Source organism: Paraniabella hibiscisoli, from assembly GCF_022512515.1.
GTDB lineage: Bacteria > Bacteroidota > Bacteroidia > Chitinophagales > Chitinophagaceae > Niabella > Niabella hibiscisoli.
Map to the genome: position 1 here is coordinate 1,629,868 of NZ_JAKWBK010000001.1, position 20,115 is coordinate 1,649,982.

Below are 20,115 nucleotides of genomic sequence, written 5' to 3' on the forward strand. Positions count from 1 at the left end.
CGGAACGACTGTCATACATTAACATCGTTCCGGGCTTTTTTGTACAATGATGCGGTTACTACAAATCTCCCATATCGGCTAATTCGGCCTTCATCAAAAATGTATTATAAGGCATCCACATCGACATCAGGAAATAGAGGTTATCGCCTGTAGCAGATAATGGGTGAAGGTAGGAGCCATATAATTGAGAATAGGCACTACCAGCCGCCAGTTCGTAAGGACTGCTCCAGGGACCGGTAATGTTTTCAGCTGTTCGCATGGTAATATTATACCGGTCTTCGCTAAAATACGTTAGGATCCATTTGTTGTGTTTGGTATTATAAACAAAAGAAAGTTCACCCACCTTTTCGTTGATGAGCACTGTTGCCGCCGACTCGTTACCGGGTATCCATTGACTACTGGTGCTGTTCCAATATTCATATAGGTTTTGGTTTTCAATATCAGCCTCTTTAAAACGGGCCAAATAGGCCGGGTTAATTCTTCCTGCGTGCGTGCCCATCATGTACACATAGCCATCCTTTTTGAAATAACCCACCATGCCGAAATTGCTGTTGGCAGAAAACAATACGGTTTCACATTTCTTCCATGTCTGTCCGTTATCAACCGATTTGTATAAACCCGAATAATTGATGATCCATCCGGTCCAGTTTCTGATATTAAAGTAATGTACATAATCTGCTCCATTTGCCCGGATTGCTGCCGAAGGTATGGATGTCAGGTTTCCGTTTCCCGACTGATCTTTTCCACCTGGCACTATTTCCCTGGCGCTGCCGGCATTATCTGTTGCCATGCTTCCAAATGTAAGCCCGTCATCTAGTTGGGTGTCGGTAGAAAATGCCAGCACATTAGAGCGCCAGCTACCTCCATTAGGGCCAGGATTAGCGGCATTTGGAACAAAGTCCTGTCCAAATGTGTCGCCAAAAATATCCCGTAATTGTTAGGTTGCATCTCCCAAACAATGCCCAGGTCGGTGCCACCCACATTCCATTTGCTGGCTGTATTATTCGGGTTAGGAAATGATTCGTTACCAATGGGCTTACCGTTACGCGGGCTACTCGCTGCATGCTTCTTATAAAAAAGCCCCGGCGATTATCTACATTTAAGGTAAGTATGTTTGATGCATTCCCATCTTTGTAGTGAGCTTTCAATAATAATTTAAACGACTCAGGGTCCGTCGGCTGAATAGCGTAGCTAAAGCTGTAAGATGCTATCAGCTCGCTGCGGCTTATTTTGTTGCTGTAGCTGTTTCCGCCACTTTTTGTAACGGAGATATAATCTATAGCATCGAGATTTTTGAAACTTAAAGCGGCAGACACTTTTTTCGTTTGCTTATCGGGAACAAGGAGCGTCTGGCTTGCTGTAATTTCATCTGTTGGTGTAAACAAATCTTTTTCACCCTCTTTTTACAGCTAAAAAGCAAACAAAGAAAACACACCCATATCGTGTAATGTATAGGTGTGATTTCTTTAACCGGGATTACAAATTTCTTAAACATTAATATCCGGGGTTTTGTGTATAGTTACCTTTTGCCCAATTGATCTGAGGTTGAGGGATCGGGAAAAATTCATCACGTCCTGATGTGAACTTGGCAATATTAAACCATGAGAACCTGGTTTTTTCGATAGCGAAATAGTCATTCATTGTTTTCTCTAAAATACCCCAGCGTTGTAAGTCAAAGAAACGACGTCCTTCTCCTGCCATTTCCAAACGATTTTCCCATTGCATCGCCTTCAGGGCAAAATCCTTGGTCCAGTTACAATTAATGCCCGGCTTATAGGTTTCTATGCGGTAATTTAAAACAGGCTGACCATTGGCTTTAACCAGGCGGCTCGTGCTGTTTGCAGCTCTCTGGCGAATTTTGTTAATAGGTTCCAGCGCTTCCTGGTGCCTGTCCAGTTGAATAAGTATTTCCGCTTTCCACAGCAAAACTTCATCGTACCGGATCATTCTTTTGTTCATCGAGTTAAATTGCCATCCGTCGTATAGTAAACATCCGCAATTGGGCCGGGGCAATTCTTTAATCGATTTGAAATAGCCGTATTCTGCTGCATTACGAACGCCTTTGTTTTCAAAGATCAGGTTCGGATCATATTTCCAGGGCAGACCCGGTGCAGCAATAGTATGACTGAACCGCGGATCAAAGCTGTTATTAGCAAAATAGTTGGCGGCACCATCTGCATAGCTGTTATTGTTATATGTGTCGAATAAGGGCAAACCGTCGGCGCCTGTTTTGAAAGCGTTGCCCATAGCGTAGCTGATGTGATGAAAGCCGCAGCAGGTAAAGCCTCCCCAGTTAAATGGATGGTTCAATCCTTCGCCACGATTTATTTTTCCACCGGTAGAGCTACCATCATTGATGGAATACTGAATTTCCCAGATGGACTCTTTGGTTTTGTTATCAAACCCAACTTCAAAGTTGTCAGAAAAGTCAGCCTGCAATCCTACTTTAGCGCCTTCCTGGCCGGTGATCTTATTGATATAAGTTAGCGCTTCAGTCAATCTGTCTTTATTGATGTTAACTACCTTGTGCATGTCATCCTGCTCATAAGCCATAAACATCAATGTTCTGGCCACCATTGCAGTGGCTGCATTTTTATCTACCCTTCCTTTGTCCTCCTGGGTATCGGGTAGCCGGTTTTCTGCATCTTTAAAATCGTTCAGAATTTTTTCCCACAGATACTGATCGTTCGGATGGGTTTTGTCCCTGTTAGGCACCGCTTCAAACTCCGCAGTAGAGCCTACTACATTTTCATCGATATAGGGAATATACTTAAAGAACTGTTTAAGTCTGAAGTGTACAAATGCGCGGATGAACTTTACCTCGCCGATACGGGCGTCCCTGGATGGATAGGCTTCTGCGCTTATCAATTGCAGTTTTTGTATGGCGGTATTACAACGTTGAATGATCTGGTAAGATACGTACCAGGGGTAGTCAAGTGGCCAGCCGTTAGGGTTTAAGCCCACAAATGTTTCCATATTATGCCAGCCATCGCCATCCCAGGTTCCACCACCACCTTTATATGAGTCATCGGCCCGCATAGAACCCGACCACCAGGGAGAAAACGGCGAATCGAAAGATGGTATGTCGGTCATTCTTGCATAGGCGGCAGTAACAAAACCGTCCATGTCTTCCGGCTTGGTCAATAAGCCTTCATCTAAAACCTGTTTGGGTGCAACATCAAGATACCTATCGCATCCTGTAAGAAACAGGGTTAAGAAGGCGGATAATAAAAAGTATTGATACTTGTTCATGGTGAATAATTTAGAATGTAACATTAAGTCCTAAGGTGTAGAAAGCGGGAGTCAGGTAGCCATAGCCTGGCATCTCAGGATCGAAGCTGGTGAACTGGCTATTTTTAATGGTAAGGATATTTCTTGCCGACGCATATATTCTCAGGTGTTGCATCCTTGCCCGCGCTGATATTTTTTCGGCAGGGTATAGCCCAATTCAATATTTCTCAGCTTCAGGTAAGAGCCATCTTCTACAAAATAACTGGACATGCGCAGCTCCGCATTTTGATTGGAGTTAGAGATGGCCGGGATATCAGAGTTGGTATTGTCAAAATACCAGCCACCTAAAATACGGGTAGGATGGTTTTTATGCGCCGGTACACTTATATTCCATAGGTCTGATTCGTATTTCCAGGCGTTCAGCACCTTATTACCAAACACGCCCTGGAAGAATACATTCAGATCAAAATTGTGGTAGCCCAAATCGAAAGTGATACCGCCAAAGAGTTTGGGATCTAACACGCCGATATAAGTTCTGTCATTTAGTTCTTCTATCTTTCCGTTTCCATCCAGGTCTTTGTACCGGATACGCCCGATAGCCTTGCCCGTTTGCTCGGCATGATTGTCTACTTCTTCCTGGGTTTTGAAAATGCCATCTGCCACTAATCCATATAAAATATTGGGGCTTTTTCCTACCACATTATCCTCTTTACCATTTCCAGGATATTTATTAATGACGTTCTCTGGTATACTAATGATCCGTGTTTTGTAGGTTCCAATGTTCGCTGAAACCCCGTATTGAAGGCCGTACGTTGTTTTATCCTTATAGCCTAATTCAAATTCAATCCCCTTATTATTCATAGCTGCACCATTGATCCAGGGCTCACCGCCTTCTCCCATAGCCGCGATATAGGGTGTTTGTACCAGTATATCGGTGGTCTTTTTGAAATAATAATCAAACGAACCATTTAAGCGATAATTGAAAAGACTAAAATCGATGCCCAGGTCAGTTTGTTTGGTAGTTTCCCATCTCAGGTCAGGATTGCCCAGCCAGGTTCTTCTATAGCCCGAAAGCAGGGGGCCGGTTTCATTTCCCATAATAGGATAGGATGTGCCAAAATAATCTGTAGTAAATGGTGTGGAGGTATAGCCTCGTGGTAATCCCTGCACGCTACCGTTGGCGCCCCAGCTGGCTCTTATCTTCAGGTCTGAAATAAAGCTTAGATTTTCCATGAATTTCTCCTGGCTGATTCGCCAGCCGGCAGAGAACGCAGGGAAAACCGCATACCGGTGATTCACTCCAAAAAGCGATGAGCCATCTCTTCTTAGCGTGGCAGATAAAAGATATTTCTGATCGAAAGCATAGTTAGCCTTGGCGAATAAAGAATAATACACATATTCATCAGCTGTGCTGCCTAAAGAATACTTGTCGCCCGTAGTAATTCCTAAGTGTGCAAAATCTCGGTCTTCCAGGTAAACTCCTTCGCGCCTGGCACTGAATCCCTCTTGTACAAACCTTGTGTACTCAATACCTCCCACGGCATTAAAACTATGCTTCCCTTTATTCAGGTTATAAGCTAAAGTATTCGTCCAAACATAGCTTAAGGAATGTGACTGCGTGTTGCCTACATAATTTTCTCCGTTACTGCTTCTGCCACCGGTTTCTGACCACTCTTTATCCAGGGCGCGGTTATAGGCGTTACCATAGTCAATTCCGAATTGGGTACGGGCAGATATGCCTTTCCATATATTAAGATCTGCAAAAACATTACCAATGATCTTTACAAAATGGTTGGTATTATCTTTATTGTCAGTCAATACGCGCACCGGATTGGTAAAGTCGTCAAAGCCTGCCGCCCCGGCCCAGCCGCCGTTAATATCGCGAACAGGAACTGCGGGAGGATTAATCAGGGCCCAACGCAACTCATTAGCATCCCTGTATTGTAAATAAGAAATGGCCAGGTTTTCGCCTACTTTCAAACGATCGTTAATCAGGCTGTATTCTGTGTTAGATCTGATAGAGTACTTCCTGAAGAACGTATGTATTTGCGTTCCCTCATTATTAAAATAACCGAGCGAAAACAGGCTTTTAGATTTATCCGTACCCTTAGATACTGTTACCTGGTGCTCTGTCATGGTAGCCGGCCGAAGAATTTCATCCAGCCAGTTAGTGTTGGATCCTCTTACCGTTTTATCTGCATTGAGCCATTCTGCAGGTTTTACCGCATCCAGCACTGCTCTGCCATCCGCGTCTCTGTGCCAGGTGAAATCGTAGGTTGCGGGTAAGTTTAAAGGGGTGCCGTATACCTGCTCATCGTAGGCATAGGCTCTGAACATAGCGGTACCATATTGCTCTGCATTCATTAAAGTAGGTTTTTGAGTTACCTTACTTTGTGCCAGGCTTCCCGAGTATTCCACTTTGGTCTGGCCCGTTTTTGCCTTTTTGGTTTGAACCAGTATTACACCGCCCGATGCCCGTGCTCCATAGATACTGGCCGATGCCGCATCTTTTAAAACCTGCATAGACTCAATATCAGCGGCATTGATGTCGCGAAGATTTAAGTTCTCTGTAGGCATACCATCCAGTACGATAAGGGGCCTTACACTTCCCGAAAGAGAAGAAAGTCCCCTGATCTGTACCGTTACGTTTTCCGCGGGGTTGCCGCCATTGGTCGTAATATGTACACCTGCCAGTTTACCTGTAAAGATTTCATGGCATTGGCAGATGGGTTTTTGGCGATATCATTATTGGTAGCCATGGATATGGCCCCGGTAAGGTCTTTTTCTTTTGTACCATATAACCCACATACACTTCCTCAAGCAGGGCCACTTCATTTTCCAACGCTACATCAATTACGGGCAGGCCCGCCACTGCCCGCTCCTCAGCTTTTTTCCCTGCGTACGTGAATACCAATATTGCTTCGTTTGAGGCGACAGCTATCTCAAATTGGCCGGCACTATTGGTAACCGTAGTGCTATTTGTTCCTTTTATACTTATGCTCGCGCCATTTAAAGGGGTTCCTGTTTCCTTTTCAGTAACAGTACCTTTCACTATTCGGTCCTGGTACATATTTACAGCATTTGCGGATGCATGCAGACAAATAACCTGGCAAAAAAGGAAACAGGCCAAGATCATTTTGCATGTATTATTCATTGTTTTCTTCTTCATAATATTTGAGAATTGGTTCCGGTTCTTTAATTTGGATTCTGTTTTCGGCTGCTATTTTCTTGGACAGCTTTATCCGGTGAGGTATATTATTTTTTCGGTATAAATGCTAACCGCCCGGCTGATTGTTTTCTGATTTTTCATTTGCTGTTTTTTATCTTTTTAATGAATTTATCTGCGGCTAAAGGGCTGATGCCAAAAACAAATGTGCTCCCCTGCATAAATGGCTCTTTCAGCTCAAAATTTTCAAAAGCAATGCCTCCGGGAATGGGAGACTGACTGGCCCAGTAAGTGTACCGGCCGTTTACCAGCCCTTCCCGCTTGTCTTTGCTATGCCTGCTGTACCAGTATTGTGTTGCTTTTGCACCATAGTATTTCCAATGGTTGTTGGTCCCGGTGGCGTATACCGCATCAGTAGGATTTTTCTCATCCGGTGCAGCAATAAAATAGGTCTGGCCTCTCCTGTCTTTTATAAAATCGCTAACGGGGAAATGAGCGTGGGGTGTAAACCCATCTTCTTTGTATTGGGGCCAAAGTGCTCCAGAGAAGGTCGTCCCTGTTTCTAAGTATACATTTCGCAGGCGTGCATAGTTTCCCATGGTAGCCGTAACAATAAAATGGTCGAGGGCCTTTGAGCGAGCCGCAGCATAGGTTGTAATTTCCACTTCGTAGGGTTGGTTCTCATAAAACCGCAGCCTTGTATATACTATTGCTCCATTTTCAAAGGGTTCTGAATAGATATATACGGTTAATGTTTCTACCCCGGCTATTTTTTCAACTATGCCGGTTGCGGGTGTATTTTCCGGCACCGGAGTGGTGCTCAGGGAATCATTAGCGCTCCAGAATCTTTTACCTCTTTTGTTGTCCAGTTGACTCATTTCAAGTTCGGAAAGACCGCGGTGCTTATCACCCTTTATCACAGGCTCAAAAGCTATAAAGTTCATTACCTCCATCTTTTTGTGGCCCAGGTAGGACGTGTATATACGTAATAGTCCACGTGGACCGGGCAATGGAGCCAGGCCTATCTGTAACCCTTTTGCATGGCCCCAAACCGGTTGTGCAGGCATCTCCTGTGAAGGCTGTACCCATAATCTCCCTGTGTGGGGAGGTGTTAGCTTTTCCCATTCCTGCGCAGTAACAGCAGTGTAAGTGAGCAAAAGAAACATGCAGGATATAAAAGCAGCATAGAAATTTTTCATACAAACAAATTGATTTCTTATCACCGGTTGATGTATATTTCCTCCAACAGGCGCCGAAAATTCTGTGAATAAAGTTTTTGGCGAACCGGCTGTTTGCCACTTTATGTATACTGCGTATATCAGCTACCTCTTACACTGGAATAGGCAACGCAGTGAAAAAATGATCAAAGCATACCCTATAACCCATGTGCATGTCAATTACTTCTTTTCACCCCGTTTTAAGTCACAGAATTTATTATCGGCTTAATCGTTTAAGCATTTTCTAAAAAAATATTTCGAAGCAAGCGCCTTACAAAAATACTGCTTAATCGTTTAAATTGCCAAATTTTTGATCTAAAAAATTACCAATTATAAATTTTGCGTTGATGAATGAAATGGCAAACTACCGAAAAGAGAACGGCTTTACCGGTAAACATCAATCCTCAAGCCGGGGAAATAGGATGTATTGAAAAGTAAAATCAGTTGTTGGGTTTAAACTTAACCGGGGTATTGGGTTATTGACAGCGTGCATATTGCATTAAAAATAGACTTTAAAAGAAATCCATAAACTATCTTTGTCCGATGAGTTTTAATTACAGGCCTGCAGAAAAGTTTCCTCCGGCGGTTAAGAACCTGATCATGATTAATGTGCTGGTTTGGGTGGCCCAGTTGATTTTTGACAACCGGATGGATCCGGTTTTTATGGGAATAGGATATGAGGGGGATTTACTTCAAAAATTGCATTGTGGCCTGTTGGTAGTGAAAATTTCCGCCCCTGGCAACTGGTAACGCATATGTTTGCGCATGCAGCTTCGGGCCAGTACATGTTTTTCCATATTCTCTTTAATATGTTTGCCTTGTGGATGTTTGGGCGTATTTTAGAAAATGTATGGGGCTCTAAACGTTTCCTTATCTTTTACATGATATGTGGATTGGGTGCGGGCGTTGCTCAACTATGCACCGATTCTGGCATGGCAGTTGGTGCATCAGGTGCTGTTTTTGGTGTGCTGGTCGCTTTCGCAATGACATTTCCCAATACCGAGCTGTATATGATGTTTATACCCATACCTATAAAGGCCAAATGGGCGGTGATGGGTTTAATAGCCATAGATCTTTTTGGCGGGGTTTACCAGGTACAGGGCGATAGTATTGCCCATTTTGCTCACCTGGGTGGCGCCGTAACCGGCTTTATTTTAGTGAAGATATGGAACAAAAGAAACCGGAGAACGTTATATTAGCAGACGCATGCAGATCAGCGGCAAATTGTAAAAAGAAGATTATCTATGGCGATTTCAGATCGAAATTATGATTCACGGCTTTCCTTTGGAACGAAAGTAAACCCTTTAGTGGTGCTGATAGGTATTGCTATGATCATTTTCGTGGTACTTACTTTTTTCAGAGGCCTTACAATTCTAAAACTACCCGAAAATGGCGATGTAACGGGTGTTTTTAATAAAAATGTACTTTGCTGGTTTGCATTGTCAGGCGATACAGCCCTTGCGTTGGGGAAACCCTGGACGGTTTTAACCTACTCTTTTGTACATACCAATATCTGGCAGTTGTTTGCCAGCATGATATGGCTTTGGAGTTTCGGGTATATCTTAGTAGACCTGACCGGTTTTAAGAAAATTGTTCCCGTTTTTTATACGGAACAATTGCCGCGCTGCCGCTTTCCTGCTGGCAAAGAGTTTTTTACCCGTTTCGTTGACCGATACCCAGTATTTTTTAGGAGGAGGACCAGCTATTTTAGCGGTTTGTGCTGCTGCTACAACAATCAGCCCCAACTATAAAATATTTCCGATGCTTGCCGGGGGTATTTCATTATGGATATTATCTGTTATTTATTTAGCTATTGACCTGGCAACGCTGCCCCTTAATAGTCCTGAACTGTATATTGCTCATCTGGCAGGGGCTTTAATGGGATTTCTGTTCATTCTGTTACTGAGAAAAGGGATTGATGGGAGTGAGTGGATGAACAATTTATATGACTGGGTAACGAATATTTTTTCAACCCGGAAAAACCGGAACATCGTAGAAAACAGATCAAGTCAACACTTTTTTATAATGCAACAAAGGCTCCTTTTTCAAAAACGCCTAAACTTACTCAGCAAAAACTGGATGAAATTTTAGATAAGATCAATCAGCAAGGCTATGATGCATTATCTGAGGATGAAAAAGAGTTTTTAAAAAGAGCCAGTAATGAAGATTTAAAAGGAAAGTAAAATTTACAGATTCTCCAGCGAAATCTTCTTTTACTTGTCTATCTTCCGGTTGCAAACTACATCATGGGACTTTTTGCAAGAATAAGCAATCGGGTACTGTTTGTAATAAATAGTATAGTTGTCCTGGCCTTTTTATTGGCTTGCATCAACCCTTATATCAACCCCGAAGAAGCGCCTTTACTCTCGTTAATCAGCCTCGCTTTTCCCTTTTTATTGCTGTTGGTTATTGCCTTTCTTATATGGTGGCTCTTTGTAAGGAAAAAATGGGCACTGCTATCTGGTATTGCCCTGTTGCTGGGCGGCGGAGAAATCACCAACTTTTTTGCGGTAAACTTCTTCAGCTCTTTTGATGAGAAAAAGGAAAAAGACCATGTGCGTATAGCTACCTGGAACGTTGCCCGTTTTATAGAAATGGTGAAGAATAATAATATGGGCAGTCAAACCAGGTATAAAATGCTCAAGCAGATCGGCCAGGTAAACGCAGATATTTTGTGTTTCCAGGAATTTTCATCATCTGTAAAACAGGATTGGTATAATAATATAGTGGCCGTGGGTAAGGGATTAAACTATCCCTATCACTATTTTTCGCACGAAAAAGATGGCGACAGCTTGTTTAATGGCAGCGTCATATTTAGCCGGTTTCCTATTGTTGATACGGGCATGGTAAGATTTCCACGCCCTACTTTGCCCGAAGCGTTGGTTTTTACGGATATTAAAATGGGTAAAAAAATGATCCGTGTCTATACCACTCATTTACAGTCAAACCAGTTCAGAAAGGCAGATCTATCTAAAATACAGGAGTTAAAAGGCATTAAAGGCAATGTTTGGGGTAATGCACGATATATATTATCCAAATTAAGTGTAGCCATTACCCATCGTAGTATACAGGCCGATATGATCAATAGCATACTGAGCAATAGCCCGCACCCGGTTATTTTTTGTGGCGATCTTAATGACGTACCCAATTCCTATACTTATAAAACGATTAAGGGCGATATGCAGGATGCCTTCCTGCAAAAAGGTTTTGGGGTGGGGCGTACCTATACCTCACTGTCTCCCACACTGCGAATTGACTATATTTTTACCGATCAAAACTTTGGAGTAGACCAATGTAAGCGCATTACAACAAAGTCATCTGATCACTATATGGTGGTAGCAGACCTTAAACTCAGATAGTCTAAAATGTCCCACCCGTCGAAAAAAAGGCTTAACTGATCGAAAACCATTATTTCATACATGAGACCTGATTTACATTCGATGCTGAATAGTAAAACGGGTTATTATGAAGGTAGCTGCATCTCTTTTGTTGATTTTGTTTTTCGCAGGCATAAGGGCTGATGGAGAAATCAAATGGTAAAACCCGATGAAGTAAGGTATTCATAAGAATACTCCAGGTAGATAAAGAAGGAAAACAAACCTATTCAAAAATTATAAAGTGAGTAAATCCCTAGAAAACTTCCAATATCTAATCTAAACATGCCGGGGCTTCAATCCCGGTTTTTTATTGCCTTAGATATCCGTTATTTTTGCAATCTTTAGAAATGTCAGAAGAAATGAGTGAGTTAAAAGTATATAATTCGTTATCAAGGCAAAAAGAGGTTTTTGAGCCGGTTACTCCGGGATATGTGGGTATGTATGTGTGCGGACCCACAGTGAGTGGCGAAAGTCATTTGGGGCATGCAAGACCTTACGTAACGTTTGATGTTTTGTACCGGTATTTAACTCATTTGGGATATAAGGTTCGTTATGTGCGTAATATAACCGATGCCGGTCACTTTGAAGAAGAAGGCCGCCAGGCAGAGGATAAAATATCGCAAAAAGCAGTGTTGGAGAAACTGGAGCCCATGGAGCTGGTGCAGAAGTACACCAATTTGTTTCATTGGGCCATGTTGCAATTCAACAATATACCTCCTTCGATTGAGCCTACTGCAACCGGACATATTGTAGAGCAGATAGAGATGATTAAGAAACTGATTGCTGAGGGGTATGCTTATGAGAAAAACGGGTCGGTATATTTTGACGTAAAAAATATGCAGCTAATTACGATTACGGAAAATTAAGTGGACGGAAGATAGAAGATCTGCTCGAAAATACGAGGGAGCTGGAAGGGCAGGGCGAGAAAAACAACCAGGCAGATTTTGCGCTTTGGAAGGCAGCGCCGCCGCAGCACATCATGCGCTGGCAAAGTCCATGGGGAGAAGGATTCCCTGGCTGGCATATTGAGTGCTCGGCTATGGCAACCAAATATCTGGGAAAGCAATTCGATATACATGGGGGTGGTATGGACCTTCAGTTTCCGCACCATGAAAGTGAAATTGCACAAAGCACTATTTGCAATAATTCAGCACCGGTTAAGTACTGGATGCATAATAATATGATCACCATCAATGGTCGCAAGATGGGAAAAAGCTACAATAATGTAATCAAACTTACAGAGTTGTTTAGCGGAGATCATCCTTTGTTGAGCCAGGCATTTCATCCGATGGTGGTAAGGTTCTTTATTCTGCAGAGCCAGTATCGGAGTACGCTTGATTTTAGCAACGAAGCCTTACAGGCATCTGAGAAGGGGCTGAAAAGATTATGGGAAGCTTATGAAAACCTGATCAAACTTCAATCAAGAAGCGGCGAATTAGCTATGGATGCAACAGATAAAGAGCTGGATCAGAAAGTGAATAAGCTGGTAGATGAGTTTGAAGAATTTATGAATGATGATATCAACACTGCTAAAGTGTTGGCTAATATGTTTGAACTGGCTCCGGTTATTAATGGCATAAAGGATAAAACAGTAGATATTACTGCTTTATCTGCCAATACTTTTAACAAGCTGCAAGTTCAGTTTAAGACTTTCCTGGAAGATATATTCGGGTTAAAAGGCGTATCAGCTGCCGACAACGAGAAGCTAAAAGATGTAATGCAGGTGCTTATTGACATACGTAAAGAAGCAAGAAGCAGGAAAGACTTTTTAACTTCTGATGCGATCCGTAATCAACTGGCGCGTATTGGTATTACACTTAAGGACGAAAAAGATGGAACAGTAAACTGGAATGTTGACTAGTGCTAGTTCATCAATTGGGCTTTAAAATTCAGCAAAGCCCATTTTTTTCGAAAAAGCTTCTGAATATCACATCAAAGAAATATTGATGCTATTGATAGCATCCTGAACTTCGTTATTCATGTACGCTCCGTCGAAGAAATAGGCACGACCGGTATTTACGAAGCGGTCGAGTAATTCTTTTTCATCTTCTTTCAATAAAGGCGCGAATAATTCATCTGTACTGATTTTTTCCACAAGTGCCTGAAACCTGGTTTCTGCGCCCGATTCTCTAAGCTGGTGAAGGCGGGCCTCGATAACCTGACGCTCCAGCGTTTCCCCAAAGAAACTAAGCTGGCTACGGTAGTCATTGATGATGCGAATATTTTCCTCAATGTCCTGGTTTAAAGCTTTATAAGCCAGGTAGTGTTCTTTATATTGCTCCAGCTGGTTATTTTGAATGGCTTTATGTAAGAAGTACTGAAAAATAGCGCTGTTGTTTTGAGCGATCTTCTCCTTATTACTTTCAATTTGCCCGTCAATTTGTTGTATGATTTCAGGAATACCCTGTTTCTTGTACTTATTACCGTCATAATCAAAAGTTTTTATGCGGTGCTCTTTATTATTCAACAAGAAGTTAAGTGTTTCCTTGTCGTTAGCAAGAGCTGTCATTTCAGTTGCAAGACTTAATTTATCGGTGCTGAATAAATGGTTAGCACTGACTTCATGCTCCTTGTTATTAAACTGATCGAATTCAAAATTTTCGGGGTTAATATTATCGTAGTAGCCATTAAATACTTTAGGTAAGGTTGATCTTTTGAATGTGGAGAGATAATCCTCTTGAAATGCATCCAGCGACTGTATGTGAGGCACTTTTTCATAGTTGACAGATTGAAATAATTGCTCGGAAAAATAAACCTGGTAGTCTTCAATATGATTCAGCAGGTATTTTGCGATTTCGCTATCATCGGTTGTAGGTGTTGAATACTGTTGCAGGTTTTGTAACCTGTCTTCCAGTCGGGGGTGCGAAGCCCATTGATCTTCAATATTCAGTTTGGATAAGTTCAACTTCGTAATATCTGTTAAAGCAATAGCAGGTACTCCGTTTTTTATTGCAATGTTTTCTTCTGTGGCAATAAAGTTGAGCAGCCAGGTCGATTTATCGTAAATATTGTCCGTTTTAATATTGGCTTCAATTTTTCCCTGGTAATAATTCAAAACACGGTCGCGAACACCGTCTGCATAAGGTAAGCGCAGTAGCGCATTCGACAAAAAATATCCATTAGTACTTATTGCTGCAATATTATCTGCGTGAAACTCCATTTCTCTTGATAGCGCCGCGTGATTGATATTTAAAACCTGGTACAGTTGTCTCAAAATCCACTGAATAGCTTTAATGATATTGCCCGAGAGCACCACGAATACGGCAATAAGTCCGTGAATATTGGCAATGGACTGCATAGCATTACCATACGAATTGTTTTCATAAAGCAAATTGTGAATGAACCGGTTGGTGGTGTAGATGTAGCTGCCAATCTTCATTGTTTTTTGAGAAAAATGCCCGAACTCATGTGCGATGACAGCTTTCAGTTCATTCTCTGTCAGTACATTCACTAGTCCAATCCCAATAGCCAGGTTTTTCTTAGTTGGGAAAAACAAGCTTAAAAAAGTGGAGTCATAAAACACAAAGGCGTTAACATCGCCGGCGAGATAAACTTTTTTGGGTTTGTCGGTGCCAATCTGTTCAGCAAGTGTATAGATCATCTCAAATAGCCGGGGCTCATCTTCCTGGTAAATCTCTTTCAGGTTAGATCGGTCTGCCTTTAAATTGGAGAAGAAAAATTTGAAAAGAAAGAAAAACACGATTAATCCGGTAGCCATCAATCCAATCGCCCCAATGATGCCCCAAAGCCCTCTGACATTGGTAATGATCGCCAAACCTATTTTTAAGCAATAAAACGCCAGGATAGCAGAAGCGATTACCAATAAAATATACACAATAATAAATAAGATAATAGAGAAGACCGACTTTTGGGCACTCCTTTTAAATTTATTCGATACGTTAGCAGTTATGTGAGACATCTTTTGAATTTGGTATAAATATAAGACGTTTTTTTAACCATACAAATGCAGCGCTATTAACTGTAAATTACTTTACATCAGTTCAACTCCCAGGCTACGAAATGCTAAAAACTGTTACATTTGCCTCCCTGTGTATAAGCTTTTGGCAACTATAAAAAAGACTGGCGTATTCTTACGCGTGACAAGGTAGGGCTTACCCTGATGTTTGTAATGCCCATTGTGCTGGCTATTGTCATTACCACTGTGCAAAACAGCACGTTTGAGCTGGTGAATGATAAAAAGGTACCTCTCTTGCTTTTAAATAAAGATGAAGGTGTTGCAGGCAAAGAGCTGGAAACAACGCTGGAAAAGGGCGGTATGTTTACAATTAAGAAACTGTCTGCCGGGCAGGATGAGGAGTTGCTAAAGCAAAGACTGCAAGATAAAGATGCTTTGCTGGGACTGGTAATACCGCAGCAGTATTCAGCTGATGTTATGGCGAAATCAGAAAACGTTGCAGGGCAGGCATTACAATCTGTTGCGGTTAGTGCAGATGGTAGTTCGGGTTCCCAATTGCCGGCATCTGCTTCTGTTGTATTATTCTACCATCCTGTGTTACAGGCTTCATTCAGGCAGGGTATTGACGGCGCACTGAACAGCGTGTTGCAGATTGTACAAAGTAAATATATAGTACGGCAACTGTATAGCGCTATCAATGATTCTGCGGCTATACCGGCCGACCTGGAACAGCAGATACTGACCAATCAAACACCTATACAACAGTTTTCAGTATCAAAAGATGGGGGCACACTATTGTAAATGCTACGCAACACAATATCCCTGCATGGACAGTGTTTGCCATGTTCTTTATTGTCATATCGTTAGGAGCAAGTATCGTAAGAGAAAAGAACAGCGGTAGTTTTATGCGACTTAAAACCATGCCCACTTCTATTACCCTCGCAATAGTATCTAAACAGATTGCTTACGTGATCATCACCGTTATGCAGGCGCTGGTTATTTTCTCCATTGGCAAATGGATATTCCCGCTCATTGGTTTACCGGGGTTAGATTTTCCTCAGGATAAAGCAAGTCTTTTACTGGTTATTATTTTATGCGGCTGGTGCGCTGCCAGCTTTGCTATTATGATTGGCGTTTTTGCCAAAACCCAGGAGCAAAGTAATGGTATCGGTGCGGTTACTATTGTACTGTTTGCTGCTATCGGGGATTACTTGTGCCGGCATTTGCGATGCCACAATCGATGCAGAGCCTGATGCGCATATCTCCGCTGCATTGGTGTTTGGAAGCCTTCTATGGTTTGTTTTTGGAAGGAGGGAAACTCAAAGATATTGTTACAATATTAATTCCAACCATAGTGATGATTCTGTTATTCCAGCTAATTGCACATTGGGGAATGAAGAAGCAGGGATTGGTGTAGGTTAAGCAAATACAGTTGGCAGATGACAGGTGATAGTTGGCTGTTGACTGAAATAAAAGGTATTCGAATCGCAGGCCTTATTTGATACTCACCGTTTTATTTGTTGAATATTTTCGTCTATCATCTGTCATCTGCGTACTGCCATCTTTATATCGTCCATTGGTCGTGCACAACGCCTACCAGGTAATACTTTCCACCTATTTCTTTAAACACTAACCTAACAGATTTCCAGTCGATACCTCCGTTCTTTTTGGAACCCGGGAAATGACTTTCAGTAAAATCGCTGCCTTCGTATTTAGATTTAAGATTGTTTATTGAATTGCCTGTTTCAATGAAATTATTAATATCATACTTTTCAGGCGCCACAAAATTGGCGTCGTATACAAACTTTTTAAAGTATTCGGCTGCTGTAAGACTTATTGGATCGCCGCTGCCATCAAAACTGCCCCAGTTTACCTTTTTGTTTTTATTAGTAGTAACCAGTGTATTGAACTCTTCCCGCGAAAATTTCCTGTCCTCGCCGGATACGGTTGCATAGGGTGAAAAACGAACCCCTTCTTCCGGGTGTATCAATGAGTCCAGCTTTGCATATTGCTTATCTTTAAAGATGGTCAACACCTCTTTGGTAAGGCTGGTCAGTACAGAATCTTTGCTAAGCCTGATCTGAGCCGAGTCAGGCTGAGTTACAGTAACAAGTGAATCAGCGCGCTCGCCAATATCATAAGTAGTTGAATCTTCGCCGGGTTGGCCGCTGCCTTTTTTATTACAGCCGTTTTTACAGCCGGTGATCAATACGCTGCCCACCATCAAGAGCACAAAAAACTTCTTCATTGCAATAAGATTTTTCTTGGGATAAAGGTAAAATGCAATAGACTATAATAGTTATAACAAAGGCTTAAAACTAAAATGGAAGGTCATCTTTAGAATCATCATAGTTTACATCGGGAGGCATTTCGTCAGCATAGCTGCTATTACCACCACCTGATGCGCCACCCGCTGCTTCCACCTTCCAGGCTTTCACATCTGTGTACCATCTGCCATTATATTCCCTGCTCTCCACATCGAAAGATATATTGAGGGTATTACCGATCTGGAGGGCACTTTCATTGATCTTATCACCCCAAATAGAAATACATACTTTCTTAGGGTATTGTCCTCCGGTTTCCACAATAATGTCTTGTTTTTTCCATTCTCCATTCTTGCCCTGGCCTTTTTGCAGGGGTAACATCTGTACTAGTTTCGCTGTTAAATCCATAAAATATTTATTGGCACAAAGATAAAGGCATTACCAATAGCCGGTAAGTTTCATTGCGCTTTTCATTGCCCCGCGCATTATTTTTGTAAAAATTGATTATTATGCGCATTCCATCCATTGCAGCCTTAGCCTGCCTTTTGTTTACTATGCCTGTAATAGCGCAGGAAGACCTGGCCTATCAAAAGCCTTCAGCGTCTATTCTGGCTCTTACTGACTACGAGCCTGCCCCTTCTGTGTCTATGGATACGAAAAAAACTATATGCTCTTGTCTTACAGGAGCGTATACAAAACCCTGGATGACCTGAACCAGGATGAAATGCGACTGGCGGGATTACGCATTAACCCGGTAACGAATATATCCGCCACTGTTACTTACAGTAATAATTTAAAGATCCGGAAAATAAAAGATGTAAAGGCAGAACCTACCCAGGTATCGGGTTTACCAGCGAACGCGAGGATTACTTATATATCCTGGAGCCCTGACGATTCAAAGATCGCATTTACCAATACCACTCAGGGTGGGGTGGAACTTTGGATAATAGATGTAGCTGCCGCTACAGCAACAAAGCTTACTGAAGCTAACCTGAACGCCAATATGGGCATGCCTTATACCTGGTATAAAGACAACAAAACATTGCTGGTGAGGATGATCCCGGCGAACAAAGCTGCGTTGATCGACTCAAAAAAGATCTCCCTAAAGGACCGATCGTTTCCGTAGCCGAAGGTAAGGTGTCGCAAAACCGAACCTACCAAGACCTGTTAAAAAATAAAACGGATGAGCAGAACTTTGAAACCCTGGTGAGTGCTGAATTATATAATGTGAGCATTACGGGTGATAAGAAGCTGTATAAAACGGCTGACATTTACGATAACCAGTCTATTTCTCCGGATGGCAACTATGTAATGTTAACTACCATTAAAAAACCGTTCTCCTATATTGTTCCGCTAAGCAGGTTTCCGCAGGCGGCTGCTGTTTACGATTTACAGGGCAAAGAAGTGAAAATAGTTAACGAAAAACCGCTGGTTGAAATAATGCCAAAAGGTTTTGGGGCGGTAGTTACCGGAAAGAGAAACATGGCCTGGCGTGCTGATCAACCAGCATCTCTATATTTTGTGGAAGCGTTGGATAAGGGCGATCCTGCTAATAAGGTGGATTACCGGGATGAGCTTTTTACCTGGGAGGCGCCTTTTACTGCCGCCCCGGTGTCTATTGCTAAAACAAAGCAGCGTTATGGGGGTATAGTTTGGGGCAATGCATCAACTGCCATTTTATTTGATAGCTGGTACGACACCCGCAACCAGAAAACTTACCTGATCAATCCTTCAGCGTCTGGCCAGCAGCCACAGTTGGTTTTTGATCGCAACTACCAGGATATTTACAGTGATCCGGGGACTTTTGAAACAAAGGAAAATGAATATGGGAGAAATGTGCTGGCTATTGAGGGTGATAACCTCTTTTTAATCGGAAAGGGATTCACCAAAGAAGGGCAGTTCCCCTTTATCGACGAGTTTAACCTGAAAAATTTAAAAACAAAAAGGTTATATCAAAGTGCTGCTAAAGATAAAATGGAAACCATCTATTCTATAGAAGACCTTAAAAACGGGGTTGCTTTGGTACAGGTACAGTCTTCCAACGAATATCCCAATTATTATTTCCGCAATTACAAAAAGAAGATAGCGCCTATACAGATCACTTTTAATAAAAACCCGTTTGAAGCCATTGCCCATGTGCATAAAGAAGTAATTCATTACAAACGTGCCGATGGAGTAGATCTTTCGGGAACCTTATACCTGCCGGCAGGATACGATAAAACGAAAAAAGAAAAATTGCCATTGTTGATATGGGCCTATCCCCAGGAGTTTAAAGACAAAAACAGTGCGGGTCAAAGCGATAAAAATCCCAATGAATTTACATTCCCTTATTATGGATCCTTTGTATATTGGGTAACCAAGGGTTATGCAGTTCTGGATGATGCTTCATTCCCGATCATCGGTGAAGGAGCGAAAGAGCCGAACGATAATTTTATTGAACAACTGGTTGCAAATGGTCGCGCGGCTATCGATGCTGTAGATAAACTCGGTTACATCGATCGAAGTAAAGTGGCTGTTGGAGGGCATTCTTACGGAGCATTTATGACAGCTAACCTGCTTACCCATTCCAATGACTACGCCTGTGGTATTGCACGCAGCGGTGCGTATAACCGAACTTTAACGCCCTTTGGTTTCCAGAGCGAGCAACGTAATTACTGGGATGTGCCGGAGATTTACAATACTATGTCTCCCTTTATGAATGCACAAAAATCAAAAAGCCGATTTTGCTGATTCATGGAGAAGCAGATAATAACCCCGGCACCTTTACGCTGCAAACCGAACGTTACTTCCAGGCGATTAAGGGGCTGGGTGGCCAGGCAAGGATGGTGATTTTACCTAAAGAAAGCCACGGTTATGCTGCTAAAGAAAATATACTACATACGCTTTGGGAACAGGAACAGTTTTTAGATAAATACCTGAAAGGGAAGTAATGCAATAGGTTGAC

22 protein-coding genes and 1 pseudogene are annotated in these 20,115 nt (G+C 42.2%); 13 read left to right on the plus strand and 10 right to left on the minus strand.

The window, feature by feature from the left end:
• Positions 1-58: 58 nt before the first annotated feature.
• The 7 genes from MKP07_RS10500 to MKP07_RS10530 form a co-directional block, all read right to left on the minus strand.
• Positions 59-925, minus strand: coding sequence for a DUF4185 domain-containing protein (locus MKP07_RS10500; RefSeq protein WP_240850760.1), 867 nt, complete (start codon positions 923-925; stop codon positions 59-61).
• Positions 879-1,385 (minus strand): hypothetical protein, encoded by a 507-nt coding sequence (locus MKP07_RS10505; RefSeq protein WP_240847151.1) that lies wholly within the window; start codon positions 1,383-1,385, stop codon positions 879-881. The genes MKP07_RS10500 and MKP07_RS10505 overlap by 47 nt, the downstream gene beginning before the upstream one ends.
• Positions 1,386-1,494: 109 nt before the next feature.
• The gene (locus tag MKP07_RS10510) at positions 1,495-3,252 is read right to left on the minus strand and encodes a RagB/SusD family nutrient uptake outer membrane protein (RefSeq protein WP_240847152.1); all 1,758 of its coding nucleotides are present in this window, start codon (positions 3,250-3,252) and stop codon (positions 1,495-1,497) included.
• Positions 3,253-3,262: 10 nt separating this feature from the next.
• Entirely contained in the window at positions 3,263-3,406 is a 144-nt protein-coding gene (locus MKP07_RS10515) for a hypothetical protein (RefSeq protein WP_240847153.1), read from the minus strand.
• Positions 3,394-5,958, minus strand: a complete 2,565-nt coding sequence (locus MKP07_RS10520) for a SusC/RagA family TonB-linked outer membrane protein (protein ID WP_317235990.1) — start codon at positions 5,956-5,958, stop codon at positions 3,394-3,396. The genes MKP07_RS10515 and MKP07_RS10520 overlap by 13 nt, the downstream gene beginning before the upstream one ends.
• Complete coding sequence (locus MKP07_RS10525) at positions 5,942-6,301, minus strand: carboxypeptidase-like regulatory domain-containing protein (protein ID WP_240847154.1); 360 nt, start codon at positions 6,299-6,301, stop codon at positions 5,942-5,944. The genes MKP07_RS10520 and MKP07_RS10525 overlap by 17 nt, the downstream gene beginning before the upstream one ends.
• A gap of 236 nt (positions 6,302-6,537) precedes the next feature.
• Entirely contained in the window at positions 6,538-7,596 is a 1,059-nt protein-coding gene (locus MKP07_RS10530) for a hypothetical protein (protein ID WP_240847155.1), read from the minus strand.
• 561 nt (positions 7,597-8,157) lie between these two features.
• Between MKP07_RS10530 and MKP07_RS10535 the strand changes: the two genes are divergently transcribed.
• The 8 genes from MKP07_RS10535 to MKP07_RS38330 all read left to right on the plus strand — a co-directional run bounded on the left by MKP07_RS10535 (position 8,158) and on the right by MKP07_RS38330 (position 12,852).
• The gene (locus MKP07_RS10535; protein ID WP_240847156.1) at positions 8,158-8,364 is read left to right on the plus strand and encodes a hypothetical protein; all 207 of its coding nucleotides are present in this window, start codon (positions 8,158-8,160) and stop codon (positions 8,362-8,364) included.
• 5 nt (positions 8,365-8,369) lie between these two features.
• Positions 8,370-8,813 (plus strand): rhomboid family intramembrane serine protease, encoded by a 444-nt coding sequence (locus MKP07_RS10540; RefSeq protein ID WP_240847157.1) that lies wholly within the window; start codon positions 8,370-8,372, stop codon positions 8,811-8,813.
• Between the two features lie 45 nt (positions 8,814-8,858).
• Positions 8,859-9,365: a rhomboid family intramembrane serine protease gene (locus tag MKP07_RS38315; protein ID WP_262919255.1), complete on the plus strand. Its 507-nt coding sequence runs from the start codon at positions 8,859-8,861 to the stop codon at positions 9,363-9,365.
• Complete coding sequence (locus MKP07_RS38320) at positions 9,280-9,705, plus strand: rhomboid family intramembrane serine protease (RefSeq protein ID WP_262919256.1); 426 nt, start codon at positions 9,280-9,282, stop codon at positions 9,703-9,705. The genes MKP07_RS38315 and MKP07_RS38320 overlap by 86 nt, the downstream gene beginning before the upstream one ends.
• A gap of 5 nt (positions 9,706-9,710) precedes the next feature.
• Positions 9,711-9,797: a hypothetical protein gene (locus tag MKP07_RS41100; protein ID WP_317235991.1), complete on the plus strand. Its 87-nt coding sequence runs from the start codon at positions 9,711-9,713 to the stop codon at positions 9,795-9,797.
• A gap of 63 nt (positions 9,798-9,860) precedes the next feature.
• On the plus strand, positions 9,861-10,973 hold the full coding sequence (locus MKP07_RS10550) for an endonuclease/exonuclease/phosphatase family protein (protein ID WP_240847158.1): 1,113 nt from the start codon (positions 9,861-9,863) through the stop codon (positions 10,971-10,973).
• A gap of 377 nt (positions 10,974-11,350) precedes the next feature.
• Entirely contained in the window at positions 11,351-11,857 is a 507-nt protein-coding gene (locus MKP07_RS38325; protein WP_262919257.1) for a class I tRNA ligase family protein, read from the plus strand.
• A gap of 20 nt (positions 11,858-11,877) precedes the next feature.
• A complete protein-coding gene (locus tag MKP07_RS38330; RefSeq protein WP_262919697.1) occupies positions 11,878-12,852 on the plus strand; it encodes a DALR domain-containing protein in 975 nt (324 codons plus the stop codon).
• Between the two features lie 66 nt (positions 12,853-12,918).
• Here the strand turns inward: MKP07_RS38330 and MKP07_RS10565 are convergent, their stop codons facing one another.
• Positions 12,919-14,910 (minus strand): M48 family metalloprotease, encoded by a 1,992-nt coding sequence (locus MKP07_RS10565; protein WP_240847159.1) that lies wholly within the window; start codon positions 14,908-14,910, stop codon positions 12,919-12,921.
• Between the two features lie 201 nt (positions 14,911-15,111).
• Between MKP07_RS10565 and MKP07_RS10570 the strand changes: the two genes are divergently transcribed.
• Together MKP07_RS10570 and MKP07_RS10575 are read left to right on the plus strand one after the other, a co-directional pair.
• Positions 15,112-15,708: an ABC transporter permease gene (locus MKP07_RS10570; RefSeq protein ID WP_240847160.1), complete on the plus strand. Its 597-nt coding sequence runs from the start codon at positions 15,112-15,114 to the stop codon at positions 15,706-15,708.
• Positions 15,709-15,749: 41 nt separating this feature from the next.
• Entirely contained in the window at positions 15,750-16,160 is a 411-nt protein-coding gene (locus tag MKP07_RS10575; protein WP_394803557.1) for an ABC transporter permease, read from the plus strand.
• A 311-nt stretch (positions 16,161-16,471) separates the two neighbouring features.
• Here MKP07_RS10575 and MKP07_RS10580 read toward each other — a convergent pair whose 3' ends face one another.
• Both MKP07_RS10580 and MKP07_RS10585 read right to left on the minus strand, forming a co-directional pair.
• Entirely contained in the window at positions 16,472-17,155 is a 684-nt protein-coding gene (locus MKP07_RS10580) for a hypothetical protein (protein WP_240847161.1), read from the minus strand.
• A 70-nt stretch (positions 17,156-17,225) separates the two neighbouring features.
• Positions 17,226-17,579, minus strand: a complete 354-nt coding sequence (locus MKP07_RS10585; RefSeq protein WP_262919258.1) for a DUF3127 domain-containing protein — start codon at positions 17,577-17,579, stop codon at positions 17,226-17,228.
• 101 nt (positions 17,580-17,680) lie between these two features.
• On the opposite strand from MKP07_RS10585, the gene MKP07_RS10590 reads away from it, so the two are divergent.
• The 3 genes and pseudogenes from MKP07_RS10590 (at position 17,681) to MKP07_RS10600 (ending at position 20,101) form a co-directional block, all read left to right on the plus strand.
• On the plus strand, positions 17,681-17,884 hold the full coding sequence (locus MKP07_RS10590; protein WP_240847163.1) for a hypothetical protein: 204 nt from the start codon (positions 17,681-17,683) through the stop codon (positions 17,882-17,884).
• Complete coding sequence (locus MKP07_RS10595) at positions 17,839-18,297, plus strand: hypothetical protein (RefSeq protein ID WP_240847164.1); 459 nt, start codon at positions 17,839-17,841, stop codon at positions 18,295-18,297. Before MKP07_RS10590 ends, MKP07_RS10595 begins: the two co-directional genes overlap by 46 nt.
• Positions 18,298-19,145: 848 nt before the next feature.
• Positions 19,146-20,101: pseudogene (locus tag MKP07_RS10600) on the plus strand (alpha/beta hydrolase family protein).
• Positions 20,102-20,115 lie beyond the last annotated feature (14 nt).

Excerpts from the sequence above, each read along its gene's own strand:
- MKP07_RS38315 (WP_262919255.1), top strand. The coding sequence starts at position 8,859 with ATGGCGATTTCAGATCGAAATTATGATTCACGGCTTTCCTTTGGAACG.
- MKP07_RS10565 (WP_240847159.1), bottom strand. The coding sequence starts at position 14,910 with ATGTCTCACATAACTGCTAACGTATCGAATAAATTTAAAAGGAGTGCC.
- MKP07_RS10530 (WP_240847155.1), bottom strand. The coding sequence starts at position 7,596 with ATGAAAAATTTCTATGCTGCTTTTATATCCTGCATGTTTCTTTTGCTC.
- MKP07_RS10580 (WP_240847161.1), bottom strand. The coding sequence starts at position 17,155 with ATGAAGAAGTTTTTTGTGCTCTTGATGGTGGGCAGCGTATTGATCACC.
- MKP07_RS10585 (WP_262919258.1), bottom strand. The coding sequence starts at position 17,579 with ATGGATTTAACAGCGAAACTAGTACAGATGTTACCCCTGCAAAAAGGC.
- MKP07_RS10570 (WP_240847160.1), top strand. The coding sequence starts at position 15,112 with ATGTTTGTAATGCCCATTGTGCTGGCTATTGTCATTACCACTGTGCAA.
- MKP07_RS10515 (WP_240847153.1), bottom strand. The coding sequence starts at position 3,406 with ATGCAACACCTGAGAATATATGCGTCGGCAAGAAATATCCTTACCATT.
- MKP07_RS10535 (WP_240847156.1), top strand. The coding sequence starts at position 8,158 with ATGAGTTTTAATTACAGGCCTGCAGAAAAGTTTCCTCCGGCGGTTAAG.
- MKP07_RS10540 (WP_240847157.1), top strand. The coding sequence starts at position 8,370 with ATGTTTGCGCATGCAGCTTCGGGCCAGTACATGTTTTTCCATATTCTC.
- MKP07_RS38325 (WP_262919257.1), top strand. The coding sequence starts at position 11,351 with ATGAGTGAGTTAAAAGTATATAATTCGTTATCAAGGCAAAAAGAGGTT.
- MKP07_RS10525 (WP_240847154.1), bottom strand. The coding sequence starts at position 6,301 with ATGTACCAGGACCGAATAGTGAAAGGTACTGTTACTGAAAAGGAAACA.
- MKP07_RS10510 (WP_240847152.1), bottom strand. The coding sequence starts at position 3,252 with ATGAACAAGTATCAATACTTTTTATTATCCGCCTTCTTAACCCTGTTT.
- MKP07_RS10550 (WP_240847158.1), top strand. The coding sequence starts at position 9,861 with ATGGGACTTTTTGCAAGAATAAGCAATCGGGTACTGTTTGTAATAAAT.
- MKP07_RS10595 (WP_240847164.1), top strand. The coding sequence starts at position 17,839 with ATGCTCTTGTCTTACAGGAGCGTATACAAAACCCTGGATGACCTGAAC.
- MKP07_RS10575 (WP_394803557.1), top strand. The coding sequence starts at position 15,750 with ATGTTCTTTATTGTCATATCGTTAGGAGCAAGTATCGTAAGAGAAAAG.
- MKP07_RS10590 (WP_240847163.1), top strand. The coding sequence starts at position 17,681 with ATGCGCATTCCATCCATTGCAGCCTTAGCCTGCCTTTTGTTTACTATG.